The sequence below is a fragment of the Clostridium sp. CTA-7 genome (assembly GCF_054768095.1).
In genome coordinates, this window is the sequence record NZ_BAAAAV010000001.1 from 616,644 (window position 1) to 632,054 (window position 15,411).

General features: G+C 28.6%; 10 protein-coding genes and 1 riboswitch. Of the genes, 6 read left to right on the forward strand and 4 right to left on the reverse strand.

The features are described 5' to 3' along the window. The first annotated feature begins 77 nt into the window (after positions 1 to 77). Both ACYUEX_RS02640 and ACYUEX_RS02645 read left to right on the forward strand, forming a co-directional pair. The gene (locus tag ACYUEX_RS02640; RefSeq protein ID WP_460286450.1) at positions 78 to 5,294 is read left to right on the forward strand and encodes an alkaline phosphatase family protein; all 5,217 of its coding nucleotides are present in this window, start codon (positions 78 to 80) and stop codon (positions 5,292 to 5,294) included. Between the two features lie 61 nt (positions 5,295 to 5,355). After that, positions 5,356 to 6,105: an SIS domain-containing protein gene (locus ACYUEX_RS02645; RefSeq protein WP_460286513.1), complete on the forward strand. Its 750-nt coding sequence runs from the start codon at positions 5,356 to 5,358 to the stop codon at positions 6,103 to 6,105. Positions 6,106 to 6,199: 94 nt separating this feature from the next. Here ACYUEX_RS02645 and ACYUEX_RS02650 read toward each other — a convergent pair whose 3' ends face one another. Continuing rightward, entirely contained in the window at positions 6,200 to 8,206 is a 2,007-nt protein-coding gene (locus ACYUEX_RS02650) for a methyl-accepting chemotaxis protein (protein ID WP_460286451.1), read from the reverse strand. Between the two features lie 258 nt (positions 8,207 to 8,464). Between ACYUEX_RS02650 and ACYUEX_RS02655 the strand changes: the two genes are divergently transcribed. The 3 genes from ACYUEX_RS02655 to hisC all read left to right on the forward strand — a co-directional run bounded on the left by ACYUEX_RS02655 (position 8,465) and on the right by hisC (position 11,603). After that, positions 8,465 to 9,520, forward strand: a complete 1,056-nt coding sequence (locus ACYUEX_RS02655) for a PTS transporter subunit IIC (RefSeq protein WP_460286452.1) — start codon at positions 8,465 to 8,467, stop codon at positions 9,518 to 9,520. Between the two features lie 82 nt (positions 9,521 to 9,602). Further along, positions 9,603 to 10,589 (forward strand): D-isomer specific 2-hydroxyacid dehydrogenase family protein, encoded by a 987-nt coding sequence (locus tag ACYUEX_RS02660; protein WP_460286453.1) that lies wholly within the window; start codon positions 9,603 to 9,605, stop codon positions 10,587 to 10,589. Positions 10,590 to 10,598: 9 nt separating this feature from the next. After that, a complete protein-coding gene (gene hisC / locus ACYUEX_RS02665; protein ID WP_460286454.1) occupies positions 10,599 to 11,603 on the forward strand; it encodes a histidinol-phosphate transaminase in 1,005 nt (334 codons plus the stop codon). Positions 11,604 to 11,753: 150 nt separating this feature from the next. Here hisC and ACYUEX_RS02670 read toward each other — a convergent pair whose 3' ends face one another. Together ACYUEX_RS02670 and ACYUEX_RS02675 are read right to left on the reverse strand one after the other, a co-directional pair. Continuing rightward, complete coding sequence (locus tag ACYUEX_RS02670) at positions 11,754 to 12,269, reverse strand: DUF5698 domain-containing protein (protein WP_460286514.1); 516 nt, start codon at positions 12,267 to 12,269, stop codon at positions 11,754 to 11,756. 355 nt (positions 12,270 to 12,624) lie between these two features. After that, positions 12,625 to 12,939, reverse strand: a complete 315-nt coding sequence (locus ACYUEX_RS02675; protein WP_460286455.1) for a hypothetical protein — start codon at positions 12,937 to 12,939, stop codon at positions 12,625 to 12,627. 358 nt (positions 12,940 to 13,297) lie between these two features. Here ACYUEX_RS02675 and ACYUEX_RS02680 point away from each other — a divergent pair, with 358 nt between their 5' ends. Beyond that, a complete protein-coding gene (locus ACYUEX_RS02680; protein WP_460286456.1) occupies positions 13,298 to 13,861 on the forward strand; it encodes a beta-class carbonic anhydrase in 564 nt (187 codons plus the stop codon). Positions 13,862 to 13,923: 62 nt separating this feature from the next. Here the strand turns inward: ACYUEX_RS02680 and ACYUEX_RS02685 are convergent, their stop codons facing one another. Next, on the reverse strand, positions 13,924 to 14,874 hold the full coding sequence (locus tag ACYUEX_RS02685; protein ID WP_460286457.1) for an alpha/beta hydrolase: 951 nt from the start codon (positions 14,872 to 14,874) through the stop codon (positions 13,924 to 13,926). Positions 14,875 to 15,108: 234 nt separating this feature from the next. Then, a riboswitch (M-box (ykoK) riboswitch) is annotated at positions 15,109 to 15,268 on the forward strand. Positions 15,269 to 15,411: the final 143 nt, after the last annotated feature.

The window sequence follows — 15,411 nt, forward strand, 5'->3', positions numbered from 1 at the left end:
TAGGGGAAATTAAACTTCAACTAGTGGTTAGCATTCTAAATATAAAATTACATTTTAATTATGTTTAGGAGGAAATTATGAGGGGATTTAATAAGGTAAAACGGGGTATTTCGTTAATAGTGTCAACACTTTTATTATTATCAATGGTACATTTTAAACCAACATTTGCTGAAGGAACAAATAACAAAAGAGTCATTAATATTGTAATTGATGGCTTATCAGATAAAATGTATGAAGAAATAAAGGAAAGAGGAGTAGAGACACCTAATATTGATTTATTAATTAACAATGGGACAAGACTAAGAGAAGTAGAAACTGTTATTCCTGCTTATGGAGGTTCACAAGCAGCAGCTTTAACGGGGGCAGATACAGATACAAATAGATTTTTATATAGATATTATGATAGAAATAACAATACATGTATAAATGATACAAATGTGGCTTTTAAAATGGAAGCTCAAACTATATTTGAAAAGTTTATAGAAGATAATAATGGAATAAATGTACTAGCTACTGGATGGCAACTTGCTGATAAATCTATTGATGGTAGAGGTGTTTATAAAGAAGGTAATGAAAACTATGTTCTTAAAGAATATGATAAAGGAGATAAGCTTTTATCAATAGAGACAGTAACAAAAGATATAGTGGAAGCTATTAATAAGGATAATACACCAAGACTTATAACAGCTTACTCTAATGACATAAAAATGGTGGGATGGGGCGGAACAGACTCATCAATAAATAATAAATTAGATGATACTATAAGACTTATTGATGCAAATATAGGAAAAGTTATAAAAGCTTTAAATGATAATGGAAAGTATGATGATACAACAATAATTTTAAATTCATTATCAACTGTTTATACTATTGGAAGTAAAATTACTACAGCAAGTTTAGCTAGTAAAATAACATCAGCAACAGAGGTAAAGGCAGTGGAAAGTGGTGGCGGACCAATTGTTAATGATGCAAAAGTTGTAGTTGTTAAGCAATATATTATGTCATTTGCTCAATTATATTTTACTAATAAAGCTACTGAAGAAGATAAGACTAAGGTATTAGAATATTTAAATGATAAAACAAATGATATAGGTGAAAATATTGAAAAAGTATATTCTAATAAAGAGTTAGGTTTATCAAGTGACTACTGTGATTATTTAATTAATCCAATAGAAGGAAAAAGTTTCTCAGCAGCAGCCTCAGGGGTATTTAGGACAGATAATTTAAATTATAAAGAAGTATTTTGTGTAGTTTCAGGAAATGATATTGAAAATGGTAGTGGTGTTAAGGGGCAACTAAGTATTAAAGATATTCCAGCAACTATTTGTAATATTCTTAGAGCTAATGCACCTAATAATAATGAAGGTAAAGCATGGATATTTGAACAAGTATCAGCAGCACCAAAAGTAACAGTAACCTATCCTAAAAACAACTTAACAGTCTATAAAAATGTAATTACTTTAACAGGAACTGTTGATATGGACTCAATTGTTAAAGTAAGTGGTATTGAAGTATCTACTTTAGATAATAAATTTTCAGCAGAAATAACATTAAGTGAAGGTAATAATGATATTCATATTTCAGCTACTAATAAAGATGGTAAAACTTCAAACTTAGTTACTAAGGTTAAATATGTAGTTAAGCCTGAAATTCCAGAAGGAAATACAGTTGTATATATAAATTGGGATGGATTTGCTAATTATTATGTAGACTTAGCAGAAGAACAAGGTAAAATTCCAACACTTAGTAATATAAAAAATAATGAAGGTGTTTATTTTTCAAATGCCACTACAGGAATTCCTTCAATTACAAATCCTATGCAAGCTGCAATAGCATCAGGAACAACATCAAAATATACAGGAAATAGCTATAGATATTTTAATAAGGATCAAAATACAGTTATTCAAGAAGCTCCATCAAGAAGAAATGAAAGCGAAACAATGGCTGAAAGCGTAGTAAGACAAGGGTTAAATGCTTTATCAATAAATCAATTTGCCTTTGAAGATAGAGGTACAGTAATTGGTGATGAGGTAAACCCATATATTAATGCAGATCCAGGCACAACAGGATACACAGATGCAGTTGCACGCTTTGATACAGCTATAGAACTAGTTAAAAACCTAAAGGTTTCAGATATAACTTTAGATAAACTTCCAAGATTTATATCTTTATATATGGATGATTTAGATGGTGTAGGACATAATGAAGCTGAAACTTATGGGGTAAAACTTGCTAAAACAGAAGAAGAAAGAAAAGAAAATGTAGTAAATAGATTAGAATTAATGGACAAAAAGTTAGGTGAATTTATTCAAGCTTGCAAGGATTCTGGAGTTTATGACAAAATGACTTTTGTTTTAACAGCAGATCATGGGATGGCAAACTTTGGTTCACAAAACTCTCCTTTAGATGATAGTACAAAGAGTAAATTGCCAGCTTTAACTAGTGCAATAGAAAGTTTAGGTGATGGTTTTAAATGTGAATTTTTACATCCAAGTCAAACATCAGTACCATCAGAAGGAACAGATATAGCTATTGTAACAGTAGGTTTACAAGCACAAGTTTCATATGTAGGTGAATTTGATGAATCTGTAATAGCTGAAAAAAATAAAAAAATATTAGAGGTTCTTAAGGACCAAGATTACATTGGTGAAATAATGCTACCAGATGAAATGGAAGAAAGAGGTGTAAGAAAAAGTTTTGCGGACTTAATAGTATCACCTAAAACTCCATATCATTTCCATGGACCACAAGTTTCAGCTTTAACTGCAAGAGGACAACATGATAGCTTAGAAAAAGAAGCTCAAAATATTGCTTCTTTTATGTGGGGAAATGGAGTTAAAAAAGGAGAAGTTTATACTGATAAAATTTACAACTCTCATTTTGTTCCTACAATGTCTAAATTATTAGGCTTAAATTTACCAATTGATTCTACAGGAAATATTTTATACAACGCCTTAGAGCAGTCAGAAGTTGAAGAAGAATATATAGAAATGATAGAAGCTGAAAAAGCTACTTTAAATGGATCAGCAAATAAATATTTTGATAATAATGCTTCAGGAGAGATGGCTATTGGTGGATTAAGTAGTGAGGGTGCTTATACAGAATTTATAAATGTACCTAAAGCTAATAAAATGGTTGTTAATTATTCTTCTAAAGATGATGGAAGACTTGTAATGTATGTTAATGACAAGGTAGTTAGAAATATATATTTTCCAGAAATAAATTCAAATAATAAGTATGAAGGAAAAATTATAAATATTAATTTGAATGAAGGAGATACAGTTAAGTTTGTTTATGAGTCAGCTAATGCTTCAGCAAAAGTAAATTTAGATAAAATAGAATTTTATAGTAATGAAGCTCCAAAGGAAGAAGAAAGCAAAACAGGAAAGCCTTTTACTTTAGTAATGACTCCAAATGGAAATACAGAAACTTCAATGGGATTTGCTTGGTATACAGATAAAGATGTTAAGGGGACAAAGTTAGAAGTAGTTAAGGATAGTGGACAAGATATAGATTTTTCTAAAGCTACAGTATTTAATGGAGTATGTGAAACAGTAGGTACAAAATTAAATGGTGATAATGCAGTTTATGAAAGTCATAAAGTAGTTGCTAGTGAATTAGAAGCAGGAACAAAATATTTTTATAGAGTTGGAGATGGAACTACTTGGAGTGAAATAGGAAGTTTTGAAACAGCTAGTGAAGGAGAGTTTTCATTTTTATATTTAACAGATGCTCAAGGTAAAAATGAAGGTGACTATGATGTTTGGGCAAAGACACTTAATGCTGCCTTTAGTAGGTTTAATGATTCTAAACTCTTTATAATGGGTGGAGATATGGTTGATGCAGGTTTAAATGTACCTAACAATGAGCAAGAATGGATACATTTATTTGAAAAGGCTAAAGGTGATTTATTAAACTTGCCTATGGCTCCAGTTGTAGGAAACCATGAAGGAAGAAATAACACAGGATTTAATAATCATTTTAATTTACCAATAACTAATGATGTTATGGCTACTCCTTTAAATTCAGTTTATTCCTTTGATTATAATTATGTTCATTTTGCAATGCTTAATACAGAAATGGCAGAAAGTCAGGAAATGTTTAAGCCACAAGTTGAATGGTTAAAAAGAGATATGATAGCAACAGATAAAAAGTGGAAAATTGTTGTTCTTCATAAACCTTTATATAGTACGTCATCACATATTAAAGATAAGGATATAGTAGAAGTTGTTAAACCAATGTTAGGGCCAGTTATAGACGAACTAGGTATAGATTTAGTTCTTCAAGGCCATGACCATATATATGCAAGAACAAGTCAACTTTATAATGGGGAAAAAACTGGTGACGAAGTTACTGACGGAAAAGTAAAAGATCCAAAAGGAACTATGTATTTAATAAGTAATACATCAGGATTTAAGTATTATGATCAGCATCCAGATGCTAATCTTGATTTGTTTGAGAAGACTGAGCAACCAAAGGATCAAGTATATACAGGGATAAAAGTTAATAATTCAGAGCTGAAAATTGAATCATATCTATTAAATGCAAATAGTTTGTATGATAGTTATACAATAGAAAGAACAGATGTTGCACCTAATAAAGTTCAAAACTTTATGATAAGTAAAACTGATGATGGTAAGATAAAACTTACATGGGAACGAGTAGATAATGCAAAGGAATACGTAATTTATGAATTAGATAATAAGCTTAATAGCAATTGGTCAACTAGAGTAGAAGCTAAAGAAGATACCAATTCTTATGAGATTAATTTAGATTATGATTACTCAGAGGACTATAGATTTGCAATTAAAGCTGTTGGGGATAGAGCATATTCAGGTTACACAGAGGCAATAACAGAAGAGGTAAAAACTTTAATTGAAGATATTAATAATTTACCTGATAATATTACATTAAAGCATAAATCATTAGTTATGTCTTTAATAGATAGATTCAATGCTCTTTCAGAAAAAGATAAGGCTTTAGTAACTAATATAGATAAGTTACAAGCTGCTGTAGAAAAAATTAAACAGCTCGAATCAGAAGAAAATGAAAAGCCAGGTGGAGATAACGGAGAAACAGGTGGAGGAAATGGCAGTAATAACGGAGGAAATACTGATAATGGTGGAGGTACAAATAATAATGGAAACACAGACAATGGTGGAAATATAAATGATAATAATATTATTCCAAATACAGGTGACGCTATAGGGTATTTTAGTATGGTCATACTTGCACTTATAGCTATATCAGTAGGAGGTTATTTGATAATGAAAAATAAAAAAGTAGCTGAATAAAAAGAGAAGGCTTGGAGATTTTTCTCTAAGCCTTCTTAAGTAAATTTGATTTTTGAATGGAGTGAAAAGTTTGGAGTTTAAATATTTTGATATAATAAAGAGATTAATTAATACTGTTGAATCAAAGGAAAAAGAAGATATGGAAGCTACAGTAAAGTTAATGGTAAATGCTATTTTAAATAAAAAATCTATCTTTGTTTTTGGAGCTTCTCATGCAGGAATTATAAGTGAAGAACTTTATTATAGGGCAGGAGGACTTGTAGTTATTAATCCTATATTTGCAAAGGCTCTTATGTTAGATACATCGCCAATTACTCTAACTAGTGAAGTAGAAAGATTAGTAGGTTATGGTAGTGCAGTTATGAATAAAACACCAGTAAAGGAAGGTGATATAGTTATAGTGCATTCAGTTTCAGGAAGGAATCCTGTATCAATTGAAGTAGCTATTGAAACCCAAAAAAGAAATGCTAAAGTAATATGCATTACAAATTTAAAATACTCTAAATCTGTTACATCAAGACATCCTTCAGGAAAAAATCTTTATGAAATATCTGATATAGTATTAGACAATCATGGGGATATTGGAGATGCTTGTGTAGAAATAGATGGTATTGATCAAAAGGTAGGACCAACTTCAACTGTAATAGCTGCAGCCATAATGAATTCAATAGTTGCGGAAGTTGCACAGGAGTTAATAAATAAAGGAATAGATAAGCCGCCTATTTTCTATAGTGCAAATCTTGATGGGGGAGATGAATTAAATCAAAAAATATTTAATGAGTATAAAGATGCAATACATTACAAATATTAATATTAGTTATACTATAAATAGGTTTTAATATAAAAAATAAAGATGCTTGTAAAATAAGTAATAAAAATTCATTTTACAAGCATCTATTTTTTATCTAATCTATTTTAAATTGACTAAGTTTATCTAATATAGATTGTGTTAATCCATGTAAGTTTTCAGCTGAATCAGAAACTCTTTCACTTGAAGTAGATAATTCAGTTGATGAAGCATGTATTTCTTCAGTAGCTGCACTTAATTCTTCAGATATAGCAGAAGAATTATTTATGCTATCTATTATATTTTGCTTTCCTGAGGATATATCATCCGAACTCTTATTTAAAACATTTATTTCTTTAGTAACATCATGAACTAAAGATATAATTTCATCAAAGCTATTCATAGCTTTTGTTGTTTCACTTATTTGAGTTTGAAGCAATGAGCTTATGTTATTATTTTCTTTAACAATAACTGAAGTTTCAGTAAGAACGTTTTGCACTATAGAAGTAATTTTGCTAGAAGAGGACTTACTTTCTTCTGCTAGTTTTCTTATTTCATCTGCTACTACAGCAAAACCCTTGCCAGCTTCTCCAGCTCTTGAAGCCTCAATAGCTGCATTTAAAGCAAGAAGATTAGTTTGTTCTGATAATGAATTTATAACATCAGTTATAGTCGTAATATCAGTAATGTTATTTTTCATGCTTAATACACTGTTACTAAAAGATTTAAAGTTATTTTCTAAAGTTTTTATTGTTACTACTAGTTCAGCTATGTCTTTATTAGATGCTGTTGATTTATGATTAATATTATTTACCATAGTAGCAATATTAGTAATTGATGAAATTATAGAATTTAAATTAACATCAAATGTATCTATAGCAACTGCTATATTTGAAAGCTGATTAGCTTGAGTATATGTACCTTCAGAACTTTCTTTTGTTGCTGCAATTATGTTTTTACAAGAAGTTAAGTAATCTTCAGACATATTAGTTAAAGATAAAGCTTCGTTTTCTAAAGTATTTGAAGAATTCTTAATAGAGAAAATCATATCCTTTAAAGAAGTTTGAGATTTTTCTATAGAAGAAAGTATTATGCCTACTTCATCTTTTTCATCTAATTCTTTTTTAGGAAGAACTTGAGAAAAGTCTCCTTTTGCAAAGTTAGAAACTATATTAGAAACTAAAGTTAATCTCTTACTAATAGAATTAGAGAATCTATAAGCTATAACTATTGAAATAATTAATGTTACTATTCCAATAGAAACTACTATTTTTAAAATAGTATTAACTACTGCAAATAAGTCACTACTATCAACCATAAGTCCTATTGACCAATTAAATTCTGGAATATTAACATAAGAAATTACTCTCTTGGTTCCATTAAATCCGTATTCATCAAATCCTGTTTCACCTGATTTCATTTTTTCAATACTTTTAGCTAATTCAGCTAGTTCAGGATTAGTTTTAGCTAATTCAATAATATTTTCGCCTTTTTGAACCCTTTCATAGTCATAATGTCCTATAGTTATACCGTTACTATCTATTAAACATGTTTTTCCTGTATTTCTAAAGGTTATTTCGGCTACTTTGTCAGATACTTCTTTAGCATCTCTACCAAAGGATAGTACTCCCACTATTTCTCCATTATTTTTAATTGGAGCTGCATATATCATCATAGTTTTTCCTGTAGTCTTATCAGTTAATGGACTACTAACTGTTGAGTCACCTGCCATAGCTGATTTAAAATAATCTCTATCTGCAATATTTAAAGTTTTATTATCACTATTTAAAGCATTACCAGACTTATCTGCAATTAGTATTCTATCTAAATTATATTGAGATAGATACTTGTCAAGTGATTTTAAATTTTTTTCAATATCTGAATATGAAGACATAGTTACTGTTGAAGCTAATGTTTCAGATAACATAATATATTTATTTACATATTCTTTTAAGTCACCTGCACTTCTTTGAGCTAATTCATTCATCATTTTTAGTGATTCATTTTTTACTTGTTTATTTACTATAAAAGTTGTAACAGCTGTAAGAGCTAAAAATGATACTAGTAGTAAAGATGAACAAAGTGCTATTATCTTTGTTTTAATTGATTTGTTTAAATTTTTCATATGTACCTCCTATTTTTGTGCTATATAAATTATCGAGGGAGTGTACTGGAAACTTTAGAATTTAATTCTATAAACTATAAAAATAGGTACTATAAATATACAAATTATCTTAAATTTAGATATATTAAGACAGGGGTGAAATGGAATTCCAGGAAAAAGCAATAAAGTTTGACTTAAAATTGACAAAATAAATATTTTAATGTATATTATAAATGGATTTTTAAAATTAAATTAAATAAGATAAAGGAGACGGAAATTATGAGCAATGATAAGATGACAGCTAAGCAGTTTTCGGACAAGCTATTAACAGGGTTAAGTATTGGTATTGTAGTAGCACTTATACCAAATGCCCTATTAGGGGAGTTATTAAAAGCAATAATCCCTCATTTTGCTCCAGCACAAACAATTTTTGATGTAACTGTACTTGCAATGAGACTTACACCAATGGTAATTGGAGTTTGTATTGCAATGCAATTTAAATTAACTCCGATTCAAACAGCTTCTATAGGTATGGCTACTGTAATTGGATCGGGTGTAGCAAAAGTTGCTGAAAAAGGTACCTTTGTATTTGCAGGTACAGGTGATGTAATTAATGCTGCAATTACAGCAGCTATAGCAGTTGGACTTGTTCTTCTTTTAGGTAACAAGTTGAAAGCGTATACTATATTATTAGTTCCAGCAATAGTTGTAATTGTAGCAGGAACAATGGGTATTGTTACGCTACCATATGTTAAAGGAATAACACTAGCCGTTGGTGATGTTATTAATAAATTCACTACTTTACAACCAATAGTAATGGGAATATTAATATCTGTATCTTTTGCATTTTTAATTGTTTCACCTTTCTCTACTGTTGCTGTTGCGACAGCAATTGCTCTTGCAGGAGTGGGATCAGGTGCAGCTAATTTAGGAGTAGTAGCAGCAGGATTTGGTTTAGCTATTGGTGGATGGAAAGTAAATTCATTTGGTACTTCAATAGCACATTTCCTTGGTTCTCCTAAGATGCAAATGGCTAACTTAATTAAGAAGCCAATAATGATGGTTCCAGTCCTTTGTAATGCTGCAGTTTTAGGAGCATTAGCTGGAATGTTTAATATTCAAGGAACACCAATGAGTGCTGGATTTGGTATTTCAGGACTAATAGGCCCAATAAATGCTTTAAATTTAATGGGTGGATATACAACATCAAACATAATTATAGTTACTTTAATATTCGTAGTTGTTCCAATAGCATTAGGAATTTTATTTAACTATGTGTTTACTAAGGTTGTAAAAATAGTTTCAGAAGAAGATTACAAATTAACATTTGAATAAAAAGAAATTATATGTAGGAGGTAACTCCTACTATATTTCTTTTTAATAAAAATAATAAAGTGTATAAAAAGGAGTTTTAATTATGAAAGTGTTAGCTTATTGTGTAAGACCAGATGAAATGAGCAGTTTCGAAAAATTTTCAAGCAAGTATAATCATGAAGTTACAATTTTAAAGGAGTCTTTTGGACCTTCAAATGCTAATTTAGCAGAAGGGTACGATGCTGTAAGTATATTAGGAAATTGTAATGCAAATAGAGAAGCAATAGAAATTATTTCTAAATTAGGTGTTAAATATTTAGCGACTCGTTCTGCAGGATATAATAATATTGATTTAGAAGCAGCTAAAGAATTTGGAATAGGTGTATCAAATGTACCAGCTTATTCACCAAATGCAGTAGGAGAATTTGCAGTAGGACTTACTTTATGTTTAGCAAGAAACTTTAAACAAGCATTTAGAAGAGTAGAAGCTCAAGATTTTTCATTAGGTGGATTAATTGGATTTGAATTAAGAAATAAGACAATTGGATTTATAGGAACAGGAAGAATCGGACAAACTGCTATTAAAGCATTTTCTGGATTTGGCTGTAAGATGATTGGATATGATTTATACCCAAGTGAAAATGCTGCAAAATATTTAGAATATAAAACATTAGATGAAGTATTTGAACAAGCAGATATAATATCTTTTCACTGTCCATTAACAGATGATAATTATCATTTAGTAAACGAAGAAACAATTGCTAAAATGAAAGATGGGGTAATTTTAATAAATACGTCTAGAGGACAATTAATGGATGCTAAGGCTTTAATTGAAGGATTAAAGAGTGAAAAAATTGGCGGTGTAGCAACAGATGTTTATGAATATGAGTATGGAATTTTCCATAATAATCATCAAAATAATGTAATTAAAGATGAGACATTATTAACTTTAAAATCATTCCCTAATGCTATAGTAACACCTCATTATGGATTCTATACAGACGAAGCAGTAGCAAATATGGTTGAATATTCATTACAAAATTTATATGATTTTGAAACAACAAATGATTGCAAAAATAAGTTAGCATAGGTGATAAATTTGAGTTGGGAGTTAATTAAGTTAGATTCAAATGAGAACCAAATAAAGCATCATTTTAATATAGAAGACTACATAAAAGATATAAACCCTAAGTTATATCCAGATGTGACAAATGGTTTAGTGAGAGAAAAGATTGCTCAGCATTTTGGAGTGACAAAAGAAGAAGTAGTTTGCTCTCATGGTTCAGACTATTTAATTAAGGCTTTAACTTTTGGCTTAGTAAGAGGAAATAATGAAGTAATAATGCCTGAAGTAGCTTTCCCGACATATGAGATTGCTGCAAAAATAAAAGAATGTAAGTATATTAAAGTTCCATTAAAGAATTATGGAATTGATTTAGATACAACTTTAGAAAAAATAAATGAAAATACAAGATTAATTTGGATATCAAATCCTCATAATCCAACAGGGACATTATTAACTGATGAAGAGATTATAGCATTCTTAAAAAAGGTTCCATCTTATGTTAAAGTAGTTTTAGATGAAGCTTATGTAGAATTTTTAGATAAGGATCCATTAGATTCTATAAAAATTTATAAAGAGTTTCCTAATGTTATAATATTAAGAACTTTTTCGAAAGCATATGGATTAGCTGGTGTTAGAGTAGGATATAGCATTGCTAGACCTAAAATAAATGATGAGTTTAATTTTGTTATCGGACCTTTTGATTTAAATTCTTATGCACAAGCTTTGGCAGTAAGAGTTATAGATGAAAAAGAGTATGTAGAGAAAGTTAGAGTCGAAAATAAAGAAGCGCTTAGGATGTATGAAAAAGCTTTAGAAGAGATTGATTTAGAATATATAAAATCATATGCATCATTTATTATGATTAAATTAGGACATAGAGCAACTGAGTTTGTAAACTTTATGAAAGAAGAAGGCATAATAATAAAAGATGGTGCTTTAATAGGAATGAATGGATTTGTTAGAATTTCAATGGGCACAAAGGATCAGAATGAGAAAGTTATACAGATTATAAAAAGGTTTTTTAACTATAATCTTTAGCTAAATTATTTGCAAGTTTAATAATTCTTTAGAATATAAAAGGAAGTTATTTTTTAATAACTTCCTTTTATATTTTAAGTTAAGTTAAATATAATTGTTTGAATTTTATCATTAAAATAAGAACTTTCTTATAGGGGTATTAAAGTTTATTTACAAATTTTTGATATGTTTTATTATATATCCACCTTTGAATTGTGTAGGTTCATAAGAAACTATGAAGGCGTTTTTTTCCATTGATTCAATAATAGATATAACTTCATTTTCCCTATTTCTATGAGAAACTATTTCAAGTCTGTATCTTTTTTCTTTATTAATTCCTTCTCCGGTATAAATAGTTACACCAAATTTTAAACTTCGTAGTTTATCTACTAACTCTTGGTTATAATTTGTTAAATTTACATGAATAGATCTATATCCAATGGCTAATTTTTCTTCTATTATTCCGCCTAAGTATATTCCAATACCATATCCAAGTATATAAGCACCTATGTTAAGAAAGTTACTTAAATCAGAGAAAACTATCCCAAGACTTGCTATATAAATAATAGCTTCAAGAAAAGCAAATAATGATGCTTGAGCCTTCTTACCTTTTACAACGAAGGTAGTTCTAAGAGTTAAAAGAGGAACATAAATAAGTTGTAAAATAAAAATTGTTAATGCATTCATCAATTTTAATACCTCCTTCTAGTTTAGTTTCACTTTATTATAAGTTAATAAGGTAAGTATTTCATATTAGAAAAAATTAATTAACTATAGTATAAGAAAGTTTAAAGAATAATAGATGAGATAATGTTTAATTTTAGAATTATTATATTAGTGAAATCTTAGTAGACAGATTATGTAATAAAATTATTTAAATTTAGTTAATATTGAAGAATTTATAATTAAATATACTAATTATAAACTTATACATAGTTAAATTTTTTTGTTAAGATTAGATAGCACTTCTATTATTAAAAATACTAAATAAATATAAGAGATGGATTTACTATAAAATCCATCTCTTATATTTATTTAGTTACTAAGCTTTTATCCAATCTACAACTCCAGGAGTTAAAGATGCAACATCATCTTCATCAACTTTAGTTACAAAAAGTAAATCATTAGGTGCTAAGAATTCTTTAATTTTTTCTGCTATTTCTTTAGCTGAAACATCAGTTTTAACTAAATAGCTATCAGGCATAAAGTTAGCCCAAGCTCCAAGTGATTTTATTGTTCCAACTATTTCATAATCATCACGATGATTATGATGATGTTCATGATCGTGATCATGAGATTCACATCCGCATGAATGTGAGTCTTCATTTAAGTAAAATGTTATTGCATAAACTGTCATATATGTACCACCTTATATTTGTATTTTTTATAATCATAATATATATTTTCTTCAAAAGCTAGTTATATTATTAAATAATAAATATTAAATATTAAATTTAAGATACTTTGTAAATATAATTAATAAACAAAAGGTTACGTCTCTAAGATTTTTTGCTAAAGTTTAAATTTAATAATTTAACCATATCATTAAATACTCCTTTTCGTATAGTAACATAAATATAATAAAATTAAAATAAGTATATGTGTAAAAAAAGAGTTCAAAAGAGTCAATTAACATTACATAAAAAACTATATGAAATATTATAATCTTAGTATAAAATAAGAAAAAGACTAAAAAAGATAAGAGAGGAGATTATATGAGTAAATTAAATGATATATTAGAATTTAATAAAAATTTTGTTGAGAATAAAGAATATGAACAGTACAAAACTTCAAAAGAGCCAAAGAAAAAGATACTTATTTTATCTTGTATGGATACCAGACTTACAGATTTACTACCTAAAGCATTAAATTTAAAAAATGGTGATGCTAAAATTGTTAAAAATGCTGGAGCATCAATTATGCATCCTTTTGGAAGTGTAATTAGAAGCGTTATTGTTGCAATTTATGAATTTAATGTAGATGAAATTTTTGTGATTGGCCATCATGGATGTGGGATGTGTAATTTAAATACAGAAAATTTATTAGAAAAAGCTATTGATAGAGGAATCTCACAGGAAGCTATAAATACACTTTTTAATGGCGGAATTGATGTGAAAAAGTGGTTACATGGATTTGATTCAGTAGAAGAATCTATAAAAGATAGTGTTAATTTAATAAAAAGACATCCTTTAATGCCACAAGGAATATCAGTTCATGGTCTAGCAATAGATCCGGAAATTGGTAAACTTGATGTGATTATAAATGGTTACGAAAATTAAAGCTAAATACTAATAAAAAGGCAAAAGATTAAATTATCTTTTGCCTTTTTAGTTATATAAAATTAATCAATGTATTTATTTATAAAAGTTTCAATGGTTGACCAGTAAAGATCAGGATTCACTTTTGATGCTTTAGCATGTCCCGCTCCTTCAATAGTAAGTTTTTCTTTTTCAGAACTCGTAGCGGTATATAGTTCGTCCATCATTGAATATGGAACAAAGTCATCTTTATCACCATGAATAAAAAGTATTGGAGTTTTAGATTTCGAAACTTGATTTAATGCTGATGCTTTTCTTAAGTTATATCCAGCTCTAAATTTTGATACTAATGAAGAAGCATGCATTACAGGGAAGTCTGGAAGTGAATAAAGCCCCTTTAATTTATGAGAAAATTGCTTCCAAACAGATGTATAACCGCAATCTGCTATAATTGCCTTTACATTATTAGGTAAATTTTCACCTGATACCATAGAAACAGTAGCAGCTCCCATAGATACTCCATGAAGTATAATTTCTGTATTTTCATAATCTTTAATAATCAAATTTATCCACTCTATAATATCAAGTCTGTCATTCCATCCCATTCCAATGTAACTACCCTCGCTACTTCCATGAGCTCTTAAATCTGGGATCAAAACATTATAACCCATATCATAAAAGTTTTTAGCATAAATGATCATATCAGAACCTTTGCAAGTATATCCATGAACAGTTATTACCCACTTATTAGTAGGATTTTTGTTTAGTATTTTATATCCATGCAATTTTAAATTATCAAATGAAGTTATATATTCATCAGAAAAGTTTGAATTACTAGTTAGCCAATTTTCATCTTTGTTTAAAACTTGTCCACTTTCACTTTCAGATTCTTCAGCTTTACCAAAAATAATATCTTTAGAAGTTTTTGGATTAAGAGCTAAATTATAAAAATAATTACCTACAAAACCTAGAGCACCAACAGACAAAGTTGCTATAACACCAGTTGATATCAGTGCTATATTTTTCTTTTTCATAGTTACCTCCTTGAATTTTTCTAATATTATTAAGGGTTATTTTATCACTTTTAAATAAAATTCACAATAAATTATTTGAAAGTGGCTTTAGAATAATAATATGAATCAAATTTTAAAAATTGGTGCTATAAACTCGTTTTTTATAATTAAATTAAATAAAAATATTAAAAAGGGTTGACAAATATAGAGTAATTTCATATGATGAAGTAGAATTAGAAATTAAAATTCGAAAATTAAATATCTCGGTAGGTGAGGTTACCACAAGGATAAGGGTTGCTGCCGCAAAATAGTGGAGACACTATGAGAAGGTTAGCAGTCTATGTCGAATCCAAGGCATAGACTAATGCAATTTCATCGCCTTGTGAAGCTGAAGCTTGAACGATGGTGAAACAATTTTTTTGTTTTATATTTTTATTGCAATTAATTATTGCATAGTTTAGGAATTTTATTTCCCTTACCATTGTTTTAGCTTTGGTAAGGGTTTTTTATTTTTAATCAATTTTATGTTTATATATTTTGAATTTTTGGAGGTGAGAG